Below are 20625 nucleotides of genomic sequence, written 5' to 3' on the forward strand. Positions count from 1 at the left end.
CATCGACAACCCAAGGAGACTTCCCATGAAACGCATCGTCCTTTCCGCGCTTGCTTTCTCGATGTTGGCCGCCACCTCGCTCACCGGCCAGGCCGCACCGATCAACCCGTCGGTCGCGCCGCAGTCGAATTACACCAAGGTCGACTGGCAGAAGCCGACTCACCGGGATGTCAGGAAGCGCGTCATCCAGAAGCGCGTCTTTCAGAAGAAAGTCATCGTGAAGCGGAACAACTGGCGCAACGGCCAGCGATATTCCGGCTGGAGGCAGCACCAGCCGGTTCGCGACTACGGCCGCTACGGCCTGCGCCGCCCGGGCCCCGGCCAGGAATGGATCCGCGTCGGCAACGACTATGTGCTGGTCGGCATCCTCTCCGGCGTCATCTTCGGCGCGCTTGCCGCACACTAAAGAACCCAGCGCTGGACTTGAAGGAAGGCGGCCCGCAACGGCCGCCTTTCTTGTCGTGCGCGCTCCAGCATTTGCCTGAATCGACTTGCCTTAAATATCGCAATATGCGATATTTCGGAGGTGAAGCGGGTTATCCTTCTCCCACTGGCTGCCAAGGCGCTGCGAAAGCATCGGGCGGATGCAGAGAGGATCCTGTCGAAGATAGAAGATAGAAGCATATGCTGACGACCCAAACAGCCTTGCCAACATGGTCAAGGCGTTGCAAGGGTCGACGGCTAGGCGTTTGAGGGTCGGTGACTATCGCGTGGTGTTCGAGGAGACGGATCAGGAGATCGTCGTTACCAAAATCGGGCCGCGTGGATCAGTCTATGATTGAAGGAATGCCGAGATGAACAATATCGCCTATGTCACGACCCCCGGAGGCGAGGAACTGGCCATCCTGCCGCGCAGCGAACTGGATGCTTTGCGCGAGTCGCTGGAGCACGCTCAGGCGCTTGGCGGGTTTCGCGCCGGTCAGCTTCCGGGCCTTACGCCGGATGAAGCGCGGGCTCTTGTGGTCGCGACTTCTCCGCTCGCCTTCTGGCGCAGGTACCGCAAGCAGACCCAGGCGGTCCTTGCCGCCTCCGTTGGCGTGACCCAAAACTATCTTTCGGAAATTGAAAATGGAAAGCGCGGCGGCGACGTCGCTCTTTGGTTGCGTTTGGCCCGCGCGCTTGAACTGCCGGTCGAGAGTTTGGTCGACGAAGGCGATTGACCGACAGAATATCGGTAGCACGCCGTCTTTGCCCTGTGGAAACCGGGTATGGCCGGTATTGGGGGTCGTCGGATTTCGCTGGCATGATTATATGGTGGCGAAACGAGTTCCCTCAATGCGCTTTCCACCCGCCTTTCTCGATGAGATCCGCGACCGCGTGCCGATTTCACAGGTCATCGGCCAGCGCGTCGCGTGGGATCGCAAGAAAACCAATACGTCGCGCGGCGACTATTGGGCCTGCTGCCCGTTCCATGGCGAGAAGAGCCCGTCCTTCCACTGCGAGGACAAGAAGGGGCGCTACCACTGTTTCGGCTGCTCGGTGTCGGGCGACCATTTCAAGTTCCTCACCGAACTCGAGGGACTGAGCTTTCCCGAAGCGGTCGAGAAGATCGCCGACATGGCCGGCGTGCCGATGCCGGTCCGCGACGAACGGGAAGAACAGCGCGAGAAGGAACGCGCCAGCCTGACCGACGTCATGGAGATGGCGACAGCTTTCTTCCAGGAGCGGCTGCAGGGACCAGAAGGCGCAAAAGCCCGCGCCTATCTGCGCGACCGCGGGCTGACGCCGGCGACGCAACATTCGTTCCGGCTCGGCTTCGCCCCTGACAGTCGCAATGCGCTGAAGGAGCATCTCGCCGCAAAAGGCGTGCCGAAGGCGGACATCGAGGCCTGCGGGCTGGTCCGCCACGGCGACGACATCCCGGTCTCCTATGACTGGTTCCGCGACCGCATCATGTTCCCGATCCCGGATTCGCGCGGCAAGATCATCGCCTTTGGCGGCCGCGCGCTGGCCGCCGATGCAGTGGCCAAATACATGAACTCGCCCGACACCGAACTCTTCCACAAGGGCAATGTGCTCTACAATTTCGCCCGCGCCCGCCAAGCGATGGCAAAGGGGGCGCTCGCCAAGGGCGGCACGGTCATCGCCGTCGAAGGCTATATGGACGTGATCGCGTTGGCGCAGGCCGGCTTCGAGAATGTCGTGGCGCCGCTCGGCACCGCGCTCACCGAAAACCAGCTCGAACTGTTGTGGCGCATGGCGCCGGAACCAATGCTGTGCTTCGACGGCGACAAGGCCGGGCTGAAGGCGGCATGGCGGGCCGCCGATCTCGCGCTACCATCGGTGCAGGCCGGGCGCTCGGCGCGCTTCGCTCTGCTGCCGGAGGGCAAGGATCCCGATGATCTGGTCAAGGCCGAGGGGCCGGATGCATTCCGCGCGGTGCTGGCCGACGCGCGGCCGCTGGTCGACCTTTTGTGGATGCGCGAGACGGCAGGCGGCGTCTTCGACACGCCGGAGCGGCGGGCCGAACTCGAGAAGACGCTGCGCGAACTGACCAGCCGCATCCGCGACGAAAGCCTGCGCTATCACTACAGCCAAGAGATGCGTGAGCGGGTGCTGAGTTTCTTCGGCTCCCAGCGCGGTGCCCGGCAAAACCGTCAGGACTGGAAACCCGGGCAGGGCAAGGCGGCCGCACCCGGCGGGCAGTTCGCCAAGGCTGGCAGCGGCCGCATGGCGATCACCGAAAGCCTCGGCCAGTCGGCGCTGGTCAAGCGCGGCGAGGGGATGTCGGTACGCGAGGCGACGATCATCGTCGCGCTGGTCAACCATCCGCCGCTGATCGACGAGAATTTCGCCCATGTCGAGTTCCTCGACCTCGCCAATGCCGATCTGCAGCGGCTGCATGGTGCCATCCTCGACGCCATGGCGCACGACATGGCCAATGACCGCCAAGCCGTGGTGGCGACGATCGAGCGTGCCGGCTGCGCCGAGATCTGGGAGCGTGCCGTCGGCCTGATCCGGCGGGCGCGGCAATGGCCGGCGCTGGAGACGGCGGCACTCGACGATGCCCGCGACGCTCTGAACCAGGCGTTGCACTTGCAGCGCAGCGCGCGCACCTTACATAAGGAGCTGAAACAGGCGGAAGCGGCGCTCGAAGCGGATCCCTCGGACGAAAACTTCCGCCATCTGATCGAAATTCAGGCGCAATTCAGGGATGTACAAGCGACGGAAGCGCTGATCGAAGGATTTGGCGTCTCTTCGGGCAGGGCTGGTCGAGCCTAAGTGCATCTGAGTGCGGGAATGAGAGCGCGGCCGTGCCTTCTTAGGGGGCGGGGCGCGCTAAGTCGGGTAATTGATTCGCTTTTTTCATGCGAATCATGCGACAGGCGCTTGACCTTCGGACAGAATGGCGGAATCAGGACGATTCGAAACGTTAACCCGCACCCGCATCGACGGGAATGCAGCGATGTGAGGTACTGGTCACTGGACAGGCAGGCCGCCTGCCACAGATATCAGGGTTAATCTGGACTTAATGCATGTCGCCCAAGAGTGGTCGCCCAAGAGTGGAAACCGGTTTTGGGACAACGGCATGCACCAAACAATAGAGTTGATGCGGTTCGTGGCCCGGTGAAGCGCGTTTAGAAAAACGAGCGTATCCGATTTGACTGGTCCGACAGCTTACGCGGCCCCGATGTCCGGCCGCTAGGAGAAGATAAAAACTATGGCGACTAAGGAAAAGGAAGAGGTCGAGACCGAACGCGAAGGCGCCACCGATGGCCCTCTGCTCGATCTTTCCGATGATGCTGTCAAGAAGATGATCAAGGCCGCCAAGAAGCGCGGCTATGTCACCATGGACGAGCTGAATTCGGTGCTGCCTTCCGAGGAAGTGACCTCCGAGCAGATCGAGGACACGATGGCGATGCTGTCCGACATGGGCATCAACGTCGTCGAGGACGACGAGCAGGGCGAAGAGGCCGAGGCCGGCGACACCGCGGCCGATGCCGAGGAAGACGCCAACGAGCTGGCCGAGCAGACCGGCACGGCGGTCGCCGCCACCACCACCAAGAAAGAGCCGACCGACCGCACCGACGATCCGGTGCGCATGTACCTGCGCGAGATGGGCTCGGTCGAGCTTCTGTCGCGCGAGGGCGAAATCGCCATAGCCAAGCGCATCGAAGCTGGCCGCGAGACGATGATCGCCGGCCTGTGCGAAAGCCCGCTGACCTTCCAGGCCATCATCATCTGGCGTGACGAGCTCAACGAATCCAAGATCCTGCTGCGCGAGATCATCGACCTCGAAGCCACCTATGCCGGTCCCGAAGCCAAGCAGGCTCCGGTGGTCGAACGCATCGAGGAGGCTCCCAAGGCCGAGGAAAAGCCGCGCCGCGGCCGCGACGAGGAAGAAGACATCACCAATGTCGGCGCCGATACGCGCGGCCTGACGGATGACGACGAGGAAGACGAGGACGAGGCAAGCCTGTCGCTGGCGGCGATGGAAGCCGAACTCCGCCCGCAGGTGATGGAGACGCTCGACGTCATCGCCGACACCTACAAGAAGCTGCGCAAGCTGCAGGACCAGCAGGTCGAGAACCGTCTGGCCGCGGCCGGCACGCTGTCGCCCAGTCAGGACCGCCGGCTGAAGGAGCTGAAGGACCAGCTGATCAAGGCGGTGAAGTCGCTGTCGCTCAACACCGCGCGCATCGAGGCGCTGGTCGAGCAGCTCTACGACATTAACAAGCGGCTGGTGCAGAACGAAGGCAAGCTGTTGCGGCTCGCCGAAAGCTACGGTGTGCGCCGCGAGGAGTTCCTGAAGGAATATCAGGGTTCCGAGCTCGACCCGAACTGGACGCGCGCGATTGGCAATCTGACCTCGCGCGGCTGGAAGGAATTCACCAAGAACGAGAAGGATGCGATCAAGGAGCTGCGCGCCGAGATCCAGCACCTGGCCACCGAAACGGCGATCTCGATCCTGGAATTCCGCAAGATCGTCAACCAGGTGCAGAAGGGTGAGCGCGAGGCCGCGATCGCCAAGAAGGAAATGGTCGAGGCCAATCTGCGCCTCGTCATCTCCATCGCCAAGAAATACACCAATCGCGGCCTGCAGTTCCTCGACCTTATCCAGGAAGGCAATATCGGCCTGATGAAGGCGGTCGACAAATTCGAATACCGCCGCGGCTACAAGTTCTCGACCTACGCGACATGGTGGATCCGACAGGCGATCACCCGTTCGATCGCCGACCAGGCGCGCACTATTCGTATCCCGGTGCACATGATCGAGACGATCAACAAGATCGTGCGCACCTCGCGCCAGATGCTGCACGAGATCGGCCGCGAGCCGACGCCGGAGGAACTGGCCGAAAAGCTCGCCATGCCGCTCGAAAAAGTGCGCAAGGTGCTGAAGATCGCCAAGGAGCCGATCTCGCTCGAAACGCCTGTTGGCGACGAGGAGGATTCGCATCTGGGCGATTTCATCGAGGACAAGATGGCGATCCTGCCGATCGACGCGGCGATCCAGGCCAACCTGCGCGAGACCACCACGCGGGTGCTCGCCTCGCTGACGCCGCGCGAGGAGCGTGTGCTCAGAATGCGCTTCGGCATCGGCATGAACACCGACCACACGCTGGAAGAAGTCGGCCAGCAGTTCTCGGTCACCCGCGAGCGCATCCGCCAGATCGAAGCCAAGGCACTGCGCAAGCTCAAGCACCCGAGCAGGTCGCGCAAGCTGCGCAGCTTCCTCGACAGCTGAGCTGGGAGTCATCTCCGCGAAGAATTGAGGGCGCCGACTGGCGCCCTTTTTCGTTTCCGGTTGGAAATTGCTTCTTCAACGGCACGTTCAGCCGCGCTCCCTTGACGATGACGCTCCCCGGTCGGCGGCAGGTCTGTTTTCCCGCGCATGAAGCCCTCCGGCGGTGGACCGGTCTCGGATGTCAGCTTGGGATTTCCGCCATGGCCGCGAAGGAGAATGCCGCAATCGGGCGGGTTTTGAACCGGCTTTCCGTGGTCGCCGCCGGCTGTCGCCTCAAGCCTGCAAATGATGGCATGAATACGTGCTTGCGGGACGGTCGTTGCGGGAGGATAATTTCGCGTCGGATGCAATTTCTGGGCGACAACCCGGATGCCCGCCCCGGCGAAGCCGCCGTGCTCCGTGGCCCCGGAGGGAGGTGTGCCATGACGACCTACATCATGCTGATGACCTGGACCGAGCAGGGCGCGAAAAACGTTCGCGACTCGCCCAAGCGGCTCGACGCGGCCAGGAAGCAGCTTGGCGAGATGGGCGGATCGTTCAAATCGTTCTACCTGACCATGGGCGATTACGACATGGTGGCGGTGGTCGAAGCGCCCGACGACGCTGTGCTGGCGCGTTTCGCGCTGATGTTGGCGGCGAGCGGCAATATCCGGACGCGAACGCTCAAGGCTTTCCCTGAATTCGCTTATCGCGAGATCATCACTTCGCTTGGATGAAGCGGCCGGCAGGGTTCCGGAAGTCGATAACCGGGTGCCGGCTTGACGGCGCTTTGCCGCAGGACGGGACGCCTCGCCGTGATAGAATGCGGCGAGGGAGATCGCGATGAGCTATTCTTCGATGTTGGCTATCGGCCTTGCCGCGTTGTCCTTGATGCCGATCCATGCCAGCGCCGCCGCGCAAAAACCGGTCGGCATGGTCAATCCAGCATCCGTCCACTGCGGGGAGGTTGGCGGGCGCCTGACAATCAGGAAGGACAAGGCCGGCAACCAATATGGATTCTGCCGGTTGCCCAACGGGCGCCTATGCGAGGAGTGGGTGCTGTTTCGCGACAACCAATGCGTCGGGCCGAAGGTGGCCATGCGCGGCAAATGACCATGATAGAACCACACCCTTGCTGACCGTCTGGTACAACACGCGCTGCCCGGTCTGCGATGCGGGCATCGTCAGGCAGAAGCGCCGGCTGATCGAAGCGGTCAAGGCCGGCCGGATCGAATTTCGCGACATCAACCTGGAACCGGCGGCGCTCAGCGGATTTGGGGCCTCGCTCGAGGATATCCGTCGCCGGCTGCACGCCATCGACGCGGATGGCCGCTTGCTGGTCGGCGCCGATGTGGCGATTGCCGTGTGGCAGGTGACGCCGGGCGAGGGCTGGTTGGCAGGATTGTTCGGCAACCGGTTGACCTTGCCGCTGACTCGCTTTGCCTACGACCGCTTCGCCGGCCTGCTCTATGCTTGGAACCGGCGCAACGGCCGCTGGTAGTCAAATTTATCCATCGCATTGGTCTGAGATGACAGGCCCGGATCGGCAAACCCATGCGCCTGGTGTGCGATCAGATACATCGTAAGATATATCTTGACTCTATGGGAGTGCGCGCCTAATTAAGATATATCGTGAGATAGAACTCAAGGAGCAATCAATGCACAAAGACAATCATTTCGGGCGCGGTCATTTCGGCGAACGCATGTTCATGCACATGGCCGGCAAATTTGGTGGCAGAGGGGGCGGCGGCTTTGGCCCGTTCGGCCATGGCGGTCGCGGTGGCGGGCGCGGCGGCCCGGGCGACATGTTCCGCGCCGGGCGCATGCTGGCCGACGGCGACCTTAAGCTGATCACGCTGTCGCTGCTGGCCGAGGCGCCGCGCCACGGCTACGACATCATCAAGGCGCTGGAAGAGCGCACCAGCGGCATCTACAGCCCGAGCCCGGGCGTGGTCTATCCGACCCTGACCTTCCTTGAAGAGGCCGGCTATGCCATCTCGTCGAGCGAAGGCAACAAGAAGGTGTTTTCCATCACCGAGGCCGGGCAGGCGCATCTTGCCGATAACCGCGAGATGATCGACGGCGTGCTCGACCATCTCGAGCGCTTCGGTCGCAAGATGGCCAAGGCGCGCGACTGGTTTGGCTGGAACGATGACAGCGAGGACCGTCGCGGCGGCCGGGGCGGCCGTGGCGAACGCTCGGAAACGCGCGATGAATTCCGTGCCATCCGTCACCGCCTGCGCGCGGCGCTCGGTGAGATCGTCGATGCCCCGGCTGAAAAGCAGGCCGAGGCGATCGCCATTCTCGAAGCCGCCGCCGAAGCGCTGGAGGCGCTGTCGCACAAGTGACGTAATCGGGCGCCATCGGGCGCCGACCGGGCGAGGATTGGGTCCCTGTCCCCCGCAAAGCGGGGGAGAGTTGGCTCGGCGAAGCCGAGACCGAGAGGGGCCCCCCCCCCCCCACGGAGAGGGGCTCGACCTCTAATGAATTCTGAGGAAACTCGCCCACGCCGCAGCCCCCTCTCCGACCGCTTCGCGGCCACCTCTCCCCCATTACATGGGGGCGAGGAACCAAGCTGCAAAGCCCCAAGAAAGCCCGGGTGACCGGGCTTTTTTCGTCAGGTGTGCCGGCATCATTCCTTGCCGACATATTCGCTGATCAGCTTTTCGTTGCGCGCCTTTTCGATCTTGGCGGTCATCTCGGCCGACAGGCGTTCGTCGGTGCGGTACTTGACCAGGTTCACCAGGCTGCCGGTGAGCAGCAGGATGCCCATGGCCCAGTAGCCCTTGGTCGCCAGGTCGACCGGCGCCAGCCACAGCGACAGGCCGAGCATGAAATAGGCGGCACCGACCGAAGCGGTGTTGAACATGATGTAGGTCTGATTGGCGTTCATTGGAATTCTCCATTGGTTGGTGATGTCGATGGAAGCAAGGTCTGGAAGGCTGGTTTTCAGTTGATGGTCTTCAGGCGCTCGAGCACGTCGTGGGCACGCACCTTCACCGCCGGGCCGTGGCCGGATCGGCAAGGCGGTCGCGGATCGCTTCGTGACGCAGCTCGCCGTCGATCTCGTCGAGGATGCCGGCCTCCTCGAACGGGTCGCTGCCGGCCTTGATGCGGGCCAGAAGCTCCTCGGCGTCGTTGAGGCTTGCGGACTGACCGATCGAGCGATTCAGCCGCGACTGCGCCTTGCGCTCGGCATCGATGGCCCGGGCCGAGATCATGCCCTGGTTGAGGTCGATGATGCGGCGATACGCCCGCTCCACCGAAACGCGCATCCGCAACGTCCTTTCGCCAAGGCTCTGCACGGTGGCGCGGCGGACCTCGCGTTCATTCTCCAGCTCGGCGACGGCCGCGGCACCGCTTTCCGCCAGCCCGTTGTTGCCGGCGGCGAGCGCGCTGATCGTGCGTGTTTCGAGATCGGCGTGGCGGCGGTCGAGCTGGCCCAGACCGGCCTGTTCGGCACGCTGGCGCACGATCAGCGTGGCGAGTGTCTGCTTGGCGGCGGCAAGTCCCGCCTCGGCGTCGCGGATGCGCTGCGCCAGAAGGTCGATGGCGAAGCGATCCTTGAGGCCGTCCTCGGCCCATGCGCTGGCGCCGTCGAGCAATGTCCTGATCAGGTTAAGCATGATACTTCTCCCTTCGAATCGTGGCGTGAACATTGTTCACTAAGCCAACATAGCAGGAAATGAACATTGTTCAAAGTACTTTTGAACGCTGTTCACGAAATCCCGAATATGGTAAACAGAGGGAAGTTTCGGGGGGCGAAACAGCATGCCGCTCTCGCAAGGCAAGCGCATTCACAAGGACTGAAATGGCACTGGACAAGGAAGAGACGGGCGATCGGGTGCTGGCCATTGCCGAGGCGCTGCTCAACGAAGGCGGCATGGACAATCTGAAGGCAAGGACCATCGCCGAGCAGGCGGGCATCTCGGTCGGCTCGGTCTACAATCTGTTTTCCGATCTCGACGGTGTGCACCGTGCCGTCAACATGCGGCTGCTCGACCGGCTGGGCGCCGCCGGGGCGGCGGCGATGGCCGATCTCGGCAAGCGCGGCATCACCGATGTGCGGCAACGCCTGCTGGCGCTGGCCAGCGCCTATGTGCGCTTTGTCGAGGCGCATCCCGGCAGCTGGCCGGCACTGCTCGCCTTCAACAGGCGCCGTCCGACGCTGAGCGAGCCAGATGCCTATGAAGCGCGGCTCGACCAGCTGTTCGAGATCATCGCCGGCGTGCTCGCCGGCGGCGACTTCGACCTCGACGACGATACGCGCCGGATTGCCGCGCGCACGCTATGGTCAAGCGTGCATGGCATCGTCACCAGCGGCTATGCGGCGAGATCCGTGCGAGGGCAGGCCGACGAGATCGACCGGCAGATCGAGCTCCTGGTCTCCGTCTTCATCAGGGGGCTGGAACGCGGCGGCACATTCGCGCATGCTGGGACAACAGCGCCGTGAATCGTGAACAAGCCGCGGTTTGCAGGGCGAACAAGGAGATTTGAGCGATGTCTTTTCTGAAACGTCTTTTCGGCGGCGGCGGCGAGGCCGAGCCCGCGAATGCGGCACCGGCCAAGCAGGTCGAGCACAAGGGTTTCCTGATCAGCGCCACGCCCTACAAGGCCGAGGGCCAGTACCAGACCTGCGGCGTCGTCTCCAAGGAGGTCGACGGCGTGGTCAAGGAACACAAGTTCATCCGCGCCGACCGCTTTGCCGGGCTCGACGACGCCGTCGACATCTCGATCAAGAAGGGCATCCAACTGGTCGATGAACAGGGCGAGCGGATTTTCGGGTAGGATGGAGAACTGCGGCGTTGCCGTCGAGCCAATGTCTGGCCAATCAGGACTGACCTACCAAAACCCAGGCGCCGTGCACTGATGGTCCCATCGGGGTCGGCGGAGCCGCGAATCTGTGCTAAGCCGCCGCCAAACCAACCAGAGGACGACACCCGTGAGCGAACTGACCGTGGCCGAGGCGACCGAAAATATCTATGCCTCGCTGCGGGCGGACAATGCCGAAATCGACGCGCATATCGCGACGCTCAAGGCAGCGCTGACACGAGAGGGGATAAAAGAGGCGGTGTTCGATCCGACCAAGTTGGCGCAGAGCAACCGCTCGGGCCGCAAGCTGATGCAAGCCTATTTCAGGCAGCGCGGCGTGAGCGTGAGGTTTTCGGAGTAGCCGCGCGGGCAGGGGCGACCGCCACGGACGATGAGGGTCGATGACGGCCAGTCGGCGTGAGCGTCGAACATCATCACGCCCAGCCACAAATACACCGGCCGAGGTCTCATCCCGGCCGGTGCGCAGTCCAGACGGTTGCTATCCGTGCTTTTCGATGACCGCGTAGAGCACGTTGCGATTCTCGCCGAAGAACACCCGCGCCTCGACCGTGTTGCGATCGACGCTGGCGTTGACGATGTTCCACATGTCGACCTCCGAACGCAGCAGCAGCACCCAGTCCATGAACATTTCCCGGTACCCGGCATCGGGGTTGCCTTCCGCGTAGTTGGCGAACAGGAACGTCCCGTTCGGCTTCAGCATCTGAAGGCAGGTCTTGGTGAGTTTCACGGCGACGTTGTGCTGGAGGTAGTCGTAAAGGCCGGAGGCGTAGATGAAGTCGAATTTGCCCATCTTGTGGCCCCTGGTGAGCACGGTCCGCACCGAGCCGTCGACGGCTTCGATCGCGGTGCCCTGGAAGTCGCGTGCTATCAACCCGACGCTCTGGGGATCCTGATCGAGCGCAACCCAGCGCTTGAGGCGGCCCTCTGCCAGCGCGACGGAGCGATTGGCTTCACGCAAATGACCGGCCGCGATTGCCAGGACCTCGGTTTGCGGTCCGCTCTTGGCTGCAATCTCGTCGACATAGCGGGTCAAGAGATCGCGCCGTTCCCGTGCCGCGACGCATGACGGCACGTCCTGGGTATGGGTGTAGAGCGCCTTGCCGATCTCCGAGGCGTTGGCCACGCTCTCGGCCACGTGCGGATCACAATAGATGTAGTCGAGCAACTGCGCGTCGCCGGCATAGCCCCTGGGCTTGTTGAAGGACCACCGCGTCAGCGGGTCCTCGAGAAAATATTCCAGGATCGGATGGTTCTGCGCCACCGGAATCAAAGCTTGCCAGACGTCGGGATGGAGCCTGGAACGCATCGCTTCGAGAAGCGACATCAGACGGCGAATGATCTCGGCAGGATTTTTTCCCTGTTCGATCTGCTGATGCGCCGTGTGGAGAACGAGCGCCAGCTCGACGCGAGCGGTTTCGAACGCTTCGCCATGCTGCTCGGGCCTACCGCGGCGCAGGCTCCCGGCGATCATTTCGGCCGTAATCAGGCTTTTACCGTCAAACACAGTTTGCACACCAAGACTCCATAGTTAACAGTCAGTTAACTTATTGCGTAGAATGCTTGGTTTGCCAATGTCGGCTCGCGGGCATTTTATCGTTATGATTAATTTCCCGCTAACCATCTTGGGTCGTTAGGTGCCGTCCAAGTCGAATTTCGGGTTTGAGTTAACCGAAACTTGTGCTGCACGATTGCATGATTTTGTGCATCGCAGTCGCTGTCGCGTCTTGAGGAGCCGGCCCGCGTGGGGGCAGAAACGAGAAGAGAGGCCGGAACGCCTGATCCCCTTTCCCTGGGGGGTATCGCGAGCGAACGCGTGTCGCCTGGATTGGCCGACATAGCGCATGCGGAGCCGTTCGAACCGCGCTACGAACTGGGACCCTACGAACTCCGAACCCTCTACCGCACCGAAGCCCAGGCGAAGCGAAGAAAGGAAGCCAGACCGGGGCTTTGGATCGCTGTTGCCATCTACGTCCTGTTCTCCGTATCGGATCTGCTGCTGATCCCGGATGTGGCTGCCCGTACGATCGCGGCTCGCTTCGCGGTTGGCTTGACGGCGCTCTTGATCCTGGAAGGACAACTTCGCCGGCGAGCCGCGACGGGATGGCTGGACGTGACTTGCGCCGCGGCCATCATCTTTGGCTATGTTGGCTGGTTGTGCCCGGCGGTCATGAGCGCAGACAAAGAAAGCGTCTCTTATTACATGGTCTTCGGCACCATATTCATGATGAGTGCCAATCTATTTTTTACGTTCAGATTCAAGATATCCATCATAACCTCTACTATAATTCTATGTATATTGTATATTGTAAACTATTACATGCCCACTACACCTGTTTACAAAATGGTATTCGCGACTTTCTACATCTCATGTTTCACCTTCACGTCATATGTGAACTGGAAACTGAATGAGGAGCGCTACAACGTCTTCCTGAACGCGTTGGAAGCCAGAATTCAGCACAAGGAAGCCACCGAACGCGGCAAGGCCCTGCTGAGACTGTCGCGGACCGATCCGCTTACAGGCCTGGAGAACCGGCGGGCGATCGACGAGAAGCTGCGCGACTACTGGAACGATTGGCAAAAGCTTGGCGCCGGTTTTGTGGCGATCCTGATCGATGTGGACTTCTTCAAGAAATTCAACGACTGCTACGGCCATCAGGAGGGCGACCGCTGCCTGATCCAGGTCGCCAACGCCCTCAGCGACATGATCAAGCAATACAATGGTTCGATCGGCCGCTATGGCGGCGAAGAATTCATCGTGCTTGCCCGCATGGAGAAGAAAGACCAGGTCGCGGATCTTGCGGAAGCCATCTGCCGCACGGTTGAGAACCTGGCGATTGCCCACGAGCTGCGGCGAGACGGCATCTCGATCGTGACGGCGAGCGTTGGCGCCGCCTTCACCAGGAAGCAGACCGGCGCCAAGCTGGAGAAGATCATCCACGAGGCCGACCGCGCGCTCTATCTGGCAAAGGCCGGCGGTCGAAATTGTGCCCGGCTGTTCGATCCAACGGACCCCCAGAGCAGCGACGAGAGCGAGAACCTTGCGGCCTTGCTGAAGATCGCGATCGGGCAGGATCTCGTTTCACTCGTCTATCAACCGATCAAGGACGTCGCCTCAGGCCGGCTTGAAGCCGTGGAGGCGCTGATGCGCCTCAAGATGCTCGACGGCACATTGGTTCCGCCGAGCCTGTTCATTCCCGTCGCGGAACGGACCGGGTCGATCCTGGAACTCGGACGCTGGGCCATAAGGACGGTATGCGCCGAGCTCCTGGCGGGCGATCACGTCCGTCTCGTCAGTGTCAACGTCTCTCCGATCCAGCTCAAAACCCCTGGCTTCGCCGCGTCCGTTGCGACCATTCTGGGCGAGACCGGCGTGACCGGCAACAGGCTGGCCTTCGAAATTACCGAAGGGCTGGAGATGGAGATGCACTCGGATATCCTTCGCTGCATCAGCGACCTGAAGCTGCTGGGGATCAAGATCTGGCTCGATGACTTCGGCACCGGCTTCGCCGGCCTTTCGTGGCTTCGCCTGATCGATTTCGACACTGTGAAGATCGACCGCTCGTTCCTTCACGACTGCGCCACGCCGAACGGCAGGGCGATGCTGCAGGACATTATTGCCCTGGTGCGAAATCGCGGCCACAAGATCCTGGTCGAGGGCGTGGAAACCGAGGAGCAGATGGCCCTCATGCGTGAATTCGGCATAGACAAGGTCCAGGGCTTCCATGTCGGCCGCCCCGTCCCCGCAGCGAATCTCCAGGCAAAGCGGGCCGTCCAAAGACGGCCATTCACGGTCCTCAAGTCGGCATAACAATGCCATGGGCCTTGGCGAAGACCGGCTTCGCCAAGCGCCCCCAAACGGTTGATGTCTATGCTGTCCGGAACTGCCTTTGCGGCAGCGGCGGGAAGGCGATCGCTATGCCCGCGGCTCCGAGGCCGATAAGGGCCGAGCCGATGAACAGCCAGTGGTAGTTGGCATAGGCGTCGAACACCATGCCGCCGGCGAGCGGCCCGAGCGCCATGCCGAGGCTGGACAGCATGGTAGCGGCGCCGAACACGGTGCCGAGGATGCGCTGGCCGAAATATTCGCGCGCCAGCACGGCGTAGAGCGGCATGACCCCGCCATAGGTGGCGCCGAAGATGACCGCCAGCATGTAGAACTGGTCGAGTTGGCTGATCGAGAGATAGGCGGCAATGACGATCGCCTGGATCACGAGGCCCGCGATCAGGACTGGCTTGACGCCGAGCCTGTCGGCCAGCACGCCGTAGAGAAGCCGGCCGCCAAGCCCCGCGAGGCCCTCGACGCTGTAGATCGAGACCGCCGCCATCGGAGCGACGCCGCACAGCATGGCATAGCTCACCATGTGGAAGATCGGGCCGGAGTGGGCAGCGCAGCAAGCAAAGAAGGTCAGCCCCAGCACGATGAATTGCGGTGAGCGCAGCGCCTGGCCGACCGTCAGGCCGGCGCCTTCGGCAACCGGCGTGGAGCCGCCGGCAGCCGGGGCGGGTTTTGGCGGCTGGCGCACCAAAAGCACCGCCGGCAACAGCAGCACCCAGGCCATGATGCCGATGTCGAACATGGCGGTGCGCCATTCATAGGCCGAGATCAGCCAGCGGGCGAAGGGCGAGATTGTCATCGGTGCGACACCCATGCCGGCCGAGACCAGCGAAACCGCAAGGCCGCGATTGGTCTCGAACCAGCCTGTGGTCAGCGCGATCATCGGCGCGAAGAAGGCGCTCGCCGCGAGACCGACGAGCACGCCATAGGTGATCTGAAAGGCCAGCAGCGAGCCGGCGCGGCTGGCCAGCACCAGCGCCAGTCCGAGCAGCACGGCGCCGATCGTCACGACGATACGGGCGCCGAAGCGGTCCGACATGGCGCCCCAGGCGAAACCACCAAGGCCCATGACCAGGAAGTTGAGCGTCATGGCGCTCGAAATGCCGGCGCGCGACCAACTGGTGTCGATCGCCATCGGCTCGAGGAAAATCGCCAGCGAAAACATCGTACCGATGGCGACACAGGACATCAGCGCGCCAGCCGCGACGATGACCCAACGATAGGAAAGGCTCATTCAAATCTCCCATGCCAGAGGGCAGCCGTGCGCTGCTTGCGTCCGAAGGACGCTTCCGCCGGCGCCGATCCTACAATCTGGTTGCATTTTTTATCCAGTCGGGGAATGGCGCTGTTTCTGGCAGCCTGCCGCCTTGCGGGGTATCTCAGATCGGCAGTTCCAACGTGTATTTGATGGTCTGGCTGGGGACGTCGGTCTTGACGTTCTGGACGCCCTTGATGCGGCTCAGATGCTCCGACTGGAAGCGGCGATAGTCGTCGATGCTGTCCGCCACGATGCGCACCATGGCGTCGCAATCGCCGAGCATCAGGTAGCATTCCATGACCTGGGGCAGCTTGGCCACTTCGGTGGCGAAATGCTCGATCGTGTCCTCGTCCTGCGCCTTCAGCCAGATGCGGGTGAAGAAGGTGAGGCCCTTGCCGATGCTTGCCGGGTTGAGCACGGCGACATAGCGGTCGATGACCCCGGCCTCCTCCAGGAGCTTGACGCGCCGCAGGCAAGGCGAGGGCGACAGGCCGACCTCATTGGCCAGATCGTTGTTGGCCATGCGGCCGTCGCGCTGCAAAGCCCGCAGGATGCGCTTGTCGATGTCATCGAGCCGCATGGCTCTGGATTCCATTTTTCCGATGATCTGTGATATCAGATGCCAAAAATCGACCAAAAGCAACCATCTTCGCAAGCAAATTGCGGGAAGGTGTGGGTATGTTTGCGGCCGACATCACGAGAGTTCGAAGGCAGGGAGCGGCCGCCGCATGGCCGCCGACGGCAAGATCATGGGCATTTCCGGGGCATGACCATTTCACAGGCAGTCGAGGCGGCGGGCGACGGTTCGGGATCGGAGTTCCGCCGGGGCGTGACATCCTGCGCGCCGGTGCTGCTCGGTACCATTCCCTATGCGCTGGTGCTCGGCGCGCAGGCAACGCAGAAAGGGCTGAGCACGATCGAATTGTCCATGATGACGGGGCTGAACTTCGCCGGCGGCTCGGAATTCGCGGCGATCCAGTTGTGGACGTCGCCGCCGCGTATCGTGCTCATCGTCGCCATCACCTTCCTAGTCAACAGCCGTCATCTGCTGATGGGAGCGGCGCTGGCGCCGTTCCTGCGCGACCTGCCGCGGCGCCAGGTGTTTCCGGCACTGTTCTTCATGTGTGACGAAAGCTGGGCGCTGGGCTTGACCGATGCCAGACAGCGCACTGCTGCCGGCATCACGCCGGCCTTCAGCCCGCGCTACTACATGGGTGCCGCACTGGCGATGTATCTGACCTGGGTGGCCTTCACCGCGCTGGGCGCCTTGCTCGGCCCGATGCTTGGCCATGTCGAGACCTACGGTTTCGACATGGCGTTTCCAGCCGTCTTCCTGGTGCTGATGCGCGGCATGTGGAAGGGAGTGGCGGCGGCACGGCCTTGGCTGGTCAGCCTCGTTGTCGCCGCACTCGTCTGTCTCTTCGTTCCCGGCGCCTGGTACGTCGCGGCGGGTGCGGTGTCGGGGCTGGTCGCGGCTTGGCTGATGGCAGGTGACGCATGATCGATGCGGCGACCCTTTTCACCATCGTGCTGATGGCCGGCGTCACCTATCTGACGCGCATAGGCGGCTATTTCGTGCTGCGCAACCGCACGCTTGGCGCGCGTGCCACGGCGGTGATGGAGGCGGCACCCGGTTGCGTGCTGATCTCGGTCATCGCGCCGGCCTTCGTGTCGCGGAACCCGGCCGATCTCCTGGCGCTGGCCATCACCTTTGTCGCCGCGACGCGGCTATCCATGCTGCCGACCGTGCTGATCGGGGTCGCCGCGGCGGGTCTGCTCAGGCATTTCATCGGCTAGAAAAAGCGGCGGGCTCACAGGGTTCGCGGCCACTGTTGGGCGGCGTGTATGACGGTCAGTATTTCGACGGCATCTCGGCTTACGCGATAGGGAACGATATAGGGAATATCGACCAAAACGAGTTCTCGCGTCGCCTTGATCCGCCCAACGCGGCCCATGGCCGGCTGTTCGATGAGCAACTCCGCCGCGGACAAGATGCGCGCAATCACACGAGCAGCGGCTTCGGGGTTGTCTTTCTCGATGTGCGCGCCGATTGTGTCAAGCCGACGCAATGCCCGCTTGGTCCAACGGATTGTCTTGCCGCTCATAATCAGCGCGCGGGCTTGACGTATTTCCCAATCACGGCAGCGAGTTCTTGATCATTGGCGAATTCACCGCGCTCGGCCTCGGCCAATCCGGCCTCTATCTCCGCGAGCTGCCACTCCTGTCGGGCTACAAAGTCTTCGATGGCCTGGGCTGCCATATAAGAGCGCGAGCGATCGAGCTTTTCGGCGAGCTGGTCCAGCCTATTTGCCGTGTCATCGGGGAGGCGTACGGTAAAAGCTGTCATGATAACGATCCACCTTGGTTCACGTTGATTGTCAGCGAACCAAGGCGGTTCGTCAAGCCGCGCGCCAACGATCGGGCGCTCCGCCCTGTCTAAATCCGAAAGCGAGCGAGAAGGGCTGCCATTGGACAGCGAGAGAGGGCAGGCGCCAAAGCGTCTGCCCTTCCATTCGAGCCTTCCCCTAGGCGGCTGTCGCGACATCCCGGCTTGCCGCCACCACGGCATCCACTTTGGCGGTCGCCTTGGCCAAAGCGGCCGCCACCGCGTCGGGGCCCATGCTGACGCCTTCGATGCGGATGACATCGACATCGGTCATGCCGAGGAAGCCGAGCACGCCGCGCAGATAGGGAATCGCGTGATCGAACTGCACGGCCGCACCTTCGGAATAAACGCCGCCCGAAGCCAATACGACATAGACCTTCTTGCCGGTGACGAGGCCCTTGGGCCCGTTTTCGCCATAGGCGAAGCTCCTGCCGGAGCGGGAAATATGGTCGACCCAGGACTTCAGCGTCGAGGAGATGTTGAAGTTGATGAAGCCGGTGGCCAGGATCACCGTGTCGGCGGCGAACAATTCGTCGAGCACGACGTCGGAGACGCCGACGACCTCGGCCTGGCGCTGGGTGCGGGCTTCAACGGGCGTGTAGATGCCGGTTGCATAGTCCGCATCGATGTGCGGCAGCGGCTTGGCGACGAGGTCGCGCACGACGAGCGTGTTCGATGGATCGGCGGCGACGAGCTTTTCAGCGAATTCGGTTGCGATGCGGGTCGAGTGCGAGGCAGCGCCGCGCGGGCTCGAAGTGACGAGAAGAATGGACATAGCGGGTCTCTCCAGTGGAATGAATTGTCCCGCCACATATGGAGCTATCGATCCATCGGATAAACTGGTATATTTTCTATACGATCCATCCACAAAATAGATATAAAGATGCAACCCAATCCGACACTCGACCAGCTGCAGATCCTTGTCGCCGTTGCCGACACCGGGAGTTTCTCGGCCGCCGGCCGCAAGCTCAACCGGGCTCAATCCGTCATCAGCTATGGCATCGCCAATCTCGAGGCGCAGCTTGGGCTCAAGCTGTTCGAGCGCGAGGGCACGCGTGAGCCGCAACTGACCGAGATCGGCCGGGCGATGCTGGAGGATGCAAGGCGCATGATCGGCGTTCTGCAGCGCATGCGTTCGCGCGCCGACGGCCATCATCACGGGCTGGAAGCCGAGGTGGCGCTCTCGGTCGATGCGTCGTTGCCCTCGTCGGTACTGGTGCGGGTGCTGAAGGCGTTCGAGACGCAGTTTCCGACCGTGATGCTGCGCCTGCATATCGGCACGCTCGGCCTGATCCCCGATCATGTGGTCAGCGGACAGGCCGATCTCGGCATTGGCGGCTTGCTGGGCGATGTCGACGTGCATCTCGTGCGCATCGGCTTCATGTCGATCGTGCTGGCCGCGGCCCCCAGCCACCCGCTGGCGCTGCTGCCGAAACCGCTGGCGCTCGAGGATGTGCGCGAACACACCCAGCTTGTCGTGACCGATCAGTCCGAGCGCACCAAGGGACGCGACTTCGGTGTCTTCGCCTACCGGACCTGGCGTCTCACGGATATGCGCACCAAACACATGCTGATGCGCGAGGGCCTCGGCTGGGGCGGCCTGCCGCGCTGGCTGATATCAGACGATCTGGCAAGTGGCCGGCTGGTGGAACTCGACCTTGAACCCTTCAGCGAGGTGCGCTCGCCGCTGTTTGCCATGCATCGCAACGACACCAGCCCGAAGCCGGCGGCAGCCTGGCTGATCGAGCGGTTCAAGCGCGGGCTCGGCTGCTTCAACGAGTTCGAGCCGGGTGAGGTGCCCGCGGAAGGGCCGGAAACGTCCAACGCGCAGGGGTGATCTCGGCGATGGCCGAACGAGGACGTCAGGCCACAACAAGGCATTGCCGTTCCCTTGTTGGCAGCCGGCTTGGCACCCGGCGCCTCAAATAGATTGCGGTCGAACTCTATCTCTGATATAGATGACGAACGAAATCTAAATTAGAGGTCGACATGAGAGTGAGCCGTGCGCAGGCGGAAGCAAATCGCGAAGCGGTGATCGACGCCGCGAGCCGGCTTTTTCGAGAGCATGGCTTCGATGGCATCGGGCTGAAGGACCTGATGAAGGGCGCCGGCCTCACTCAGGGTGGATTCTACAAGCAGTTCGAATCCAAGGACGATCTGGCCGCACAAGCATCGAGGCGGGCGATGGAGCACGCGACCCGGAGATGGTCGACCGCTGCCGCCGCAAGCCCTGACCCGCTCGAGGCCGTGATCGGTTTCTACCTTTCACCCGGACATCGCGAAACGAAGGGCGAGGGTTGTCCATTGGTGGCGCTTGGCTCGGACGCGGCGCGTCAAAGCGAGGAGGTGAGAGAGCCGTTCCAGGATGGGACAGCAGCTCACCTCGAGATTCTCGACCAATTGATGCCTGGGTCCGAAGGGCCGGGAGACCACCACAAAGCCATGGCGGTGCTGTCGCTCATGGTGGGTGCCGTAACGATCTCCCGCATCCTGAAAGACGAGGAGATGTCGCGGCGTTTTCTCAGTGCTGCCGCTGGCGAGGTCAGGCAAATTGCGGCTCTGCGGGAATAGCTCCGTACCGGTACGGACTGCGCATCTTTGACGACCTCGCGGCATGCCATTTGCCGAAATGAACGAGCGGTGATCGC

25 protein-coding genes are annotated in these 20625 nt (G+C 62.5%); 17 read left to right on the forward strand and 8 right to left on the reverse strand.

Annotated features, from left to right (window positions below; genetic code table 11):
- Positions 1-25 precede the first annotated feature (25 nt).
- From LB577_RS21030 to LB577_RS21070, 9 genes are all read left to right on the forward strand, one after another.
- Positions 26-406 carry an RcnB family protein gene (locus LB577_RS21030; protein ID WP_224688163.1) on the forward strand — a complete coding sequence of 127 codons (381 nt, stop codon included), beginning with the start codon at positions 26-28 and terminating at the stop codon, positions 404-406.
- A gap of 247 nt (positions 407-653) precedes the next feature.
- Positions 654-782, forward strand: coding sequence for a type II toxin-antitoxin system RelE family toxin (locus LB577_RS21035; protein ID WP_249491006.1), 129 nt, complete (start codon positions 654-656; stop codon positions 780-782).
- A 12-nt stretch (positions 783-794) separates the two neighbouring features.
- Positions 795-1160 (forward strand): helix-turn-helix transcriptional regulator, encoded by a 366-nt coding sequence (locus LB577_RS21040; RefSeq protein ID WP_224688164.1) that lies wholly within the window; start codon positions 795-797, stop codon positions 1158-1160.
- Between the two features lie 115 nt (positions 1161-1275).
- Positions 1276-3222 (forward strand): DNA primase, encoded by a 1947-nt coding sequence (dnaG, locus tag LB577_RS21045; protein WP_023767114.1) that lies wholly within the window; start codon positions 1276-1278, stop codon positions 3220-3222.
- A gap of 439 nt (positions 3223-3661) precedes the next feature.
- Entirely contained in the window at positions 3662-5686 is a 2025-nt protein-coding gene (gene rpoD, locus LB577_RS21050; protein ID WP_013893641.1) for an RNA polymerase sigma factor RpoD, read from the forward strand.
- 422 nt (positions 5687-6108) lie between these two features.
- On the forward strand, positions 6109-6402 hold the full coding sequence (locus tag LB577_RS21055) for a GYD domain-containing protein (RefSeq protein ID WP_023767112.1): 294 nt from the start codon (positions 6109-6111) through the stop codon (positions 6400-6402).
- A 106-nt stretch (positions 6403-6508) separates the two neighbouring features.
- A complete protein-coding gene (locus LB577_RS21060) occupies positions 6509-6778 on the forward strand; it encodes a DUF333 domain-containing protein (protein ID WP_224688165.1) in 270 nt (89 codons plus the stop codon).
- Between the two features lie 19 nt (positions 6779-6797).
- Positions 6798-7166, forward strand: a complete 369-nt coding sequence (locus tag LB577_RS21065; RefSeq protein ID WP_224688166.1) for a thiol-disulfide oxidoreductase DCC family protein — start codon at positions 6798-6800, stop codon at positions 7164-7166.
- A gap of 157 nt (positions 7167-7323) precedes the next feature.
- Positions 7324-8013 carry a PadR family transcriptional regulator gene (locus LB577_RS21070; RefSeq protein WP_023767108.1) on the forward strand — a complete coding sequence of 230 codons (690 nt, stop codon included), beginning with the start codon at positions 7324-7326 and terminating at the stop codon, positions 8011-8013.
- A gap of 284 nt (positions 8014-8297) precedes the next feature.
- Here LB577_RS21070 and LB577_RS21075 read toward each other — a convergent pair whose 3' ends face one another.
- Positions 8298-8558 (reverse strand): YiaA/YiaB family inner membrane protein, encoded by a 261-nt coding sequence (locus LB577_RS21075; RefSeq protein ID WP_023779112.1) that lies wholly within the window; start codon positions 8556-8558, stop codon positions 8298-8300.
- Positions 8559-8661: 103 nt separating this feature from the next.
- The gene (locus tag LB577_RS21080; RefSeq protein ID WP_224688167.1) at positions 8662-9291 is read right to left on the reverse strand and encodes a PspA/IM30 family protein; all 630 of its coding nucleotides are present in this window, start codon (positions 9289-9291) and stop codon (positions 8662-8664) included.
- A 185-nt stretch (positions 9292-9476) separates the two neighbouring features.
- Between LB577_RS21080 and LB577_RS21085 the strand changes: the two genes are divergently transcribed.
- From LB577_RS21085 to LB577_RS21095, 3 genes are all read left to right on the forward strand, one after another.
- A complete protein-coding gene (locus LB577_RS21085) occupies positions 9477-10118 on the forward strand; it encodes a TetR/AcrR family transcriptional regulator (protein WP_224688168.1) in 642 nt (213 codons plus the stop codon).
- A 47-nt stretch (positions 10119-10165) separates the two neighbouring features.
- Positions 10166-10453: an HlyU family transcriptional regulator gene (locus LB577_RS21090; protein WP_224688169.1), complete on the forward strand. Its 288-nt coding sequence runs from the start codon at positions 10166-10168 to the stop codon at positions 10451-10453.
- 154 nt (positions 10454-10607) lie between these two features.
- Positions 10608-10838, forward strand: coding sequence for a hypothetical protein (locus LB577_RS21095; protein ID WP_013893650.1), 231 nt, complete (start codon positions 10608-10610; stop codon positions 10836-10838).
- 138 nt (positions 10839-10976) lie between these two features.
- Here the strand turns inward: LB577_RS21095 and LB577_RS21100 are convergent, their stop codons facing one another.
- Positions 10977-12011, reverse strand: a complete 1035-nt coding sequence (locus tag LB577_RS21100; protein WP_023779108.1) for a class I SAM-dependent methyltransferase — start codon at positions 12009-12011, stop codon at positions 10977-10979.
- 228 nt (positions 12012-12239) lie between these two features.
- Here LB577_RS21100 and LB577_RS21105 point away from each other — a divergent pair, with 228 nt between their 5' ends.
- Entirely contained in the window at positions 12240-14306 is a 2067-nt protein-coding gene (locus LB577_RS21105; RefSeq protein WP_224688170.1) for a putative bifunctional diguanylate cyclase/phosphodiesterase, read from the forward strand.
- A 58-nt stretch (positions 14307-14364) separates the two neighbouring features.
- Here LB577_RS21105 and LB577_RS21110 read toward each other — a convergent pair whose 3' ends face one another.
- Positions 14365-15567, reverse strand: coding sequence for an MFS transporter (locus tag LB577_RS21110; RefSeq protein ID WP_224688171.1), 1203 nt, complete (start codon positions 15565-15567; stop codon positions 14365-14367).
- 145 nt (positions 15568-15712) lie between these two features.
- Entirely contained in the window at positions 15713-16171 is a 459-nt protein-coding gene (locus tag LB577_RS21115; protein ID WP_224688217.1) for an Lrp/AsnC family transcriptional regulator, read from the reverse strand.
- 186 nt (positions 16172-16357) lie between these two features.
- Between LB577_RS21115 and LB577_RS21120 the strand changes: the two genes are divergently transcribed.
- Positions 16358-17092, forward strand: coding sequence for an AzlC family ABC transporter permease (locus tag LB577_RS21120; protein ID WP_224688172.1), 735 nt, complete (start codon positions 16358-16360; stop codon positions 17090-17092).
- Complete coding sequence (locus LB577_RS21125; RefSeq protein ID WP_023767099.1) at positions 17089-17388, forward strand: AzlD family protein; 300 nt, start codon at positions 17089-17091, stop codon at positions 17386-17388. The genes LB577_RS21120 and LB577_RS21125 overlap by 4 nt, the downstream gene beginning before the upstream one ends.
- Before the next feature lie 14 nt (positions 17389-17402).
- Here the strand turns inward: LB577_RS21125 and LB577_RS21130 are convergent, their stop codons facing one another.
- The 3 genes from LB577_RS21130 to LB577_RS21140 form a co-directional block, all read right to left on the reverse strand.
- Positions 17403-17696: a type II toxin-antitoxin system RelE/ParE family toxin gene (locus LB577_RS21130; protein WP_023767098.1), complete on the reverse strand. Its 294-nt coding sequence runs from the start codon at positions 17694-17696 to the stop codon at positions 17403-17405.
- 2 nt (positions 17697-17698) lie between these two features.
- Positions 17699-17938, reverse strand: coding sequence for a CopG family ribbon-helix-helix protein (locus LB577_RS21135; RefSeq protein ID WP_023767097.1), 240 nt, complete (start codon positions 17936-17938; stop codon positions 17699-17701).
- A gap of 178 nt (positions 17939-18116) precedes the next feature.
- Positions 18117-18752, reverse strand: a complete 636-nt coding sequence (locus LB577_RS21140) for an FMN-dependent NADH-azoreductase (RefSeq protein ID WP_023779100.1) — start codon at positions 18750-18752, stop codon at positions 18117-18119.
- A gap of 108 nt (positions 18753-18860) precedes the next feature.
- Here LB577_RS21140 and LB577_RS21145 point away from each other — a divergent pair, with 108 nt between their 5' ends.
- The gene (locus LB577_RS21145; RefSeq protein WP_224688173.1) at positions 18861-19814 is read left to right on the forward strand and encodes a LysR family transcriptional regulator; all 954 of its coding nucleotides are present in this window, start codon (positions 18861-18863) and stop codon (positions 19812-19814) included.
- 152 nt (positions 19815-19966) lie between these two features.
- Positions 19967-20548, forward strand: coding sequence for a TetR/AcrR family transcriptional regulator (locus tag LB577_RS21150; RefSeq protein ID WP_224688174.1), 582 nt, complete (start codon positions 19967-19969; stop codon positions 20546-20548).
- Positions 20549-20625: the final 77 nt, after the last annotated feature.

It is taken from the genome of Mesorhizobium sp. B283B1A, assembly GCF_020165735.1.
Lineage (GTDB): Bacteria > Pseudomonadota > Alphaproteobacteria > Rhizobiales > Rhizobiaceae > Mesorhizobium > Mesorhizobium opportunistum.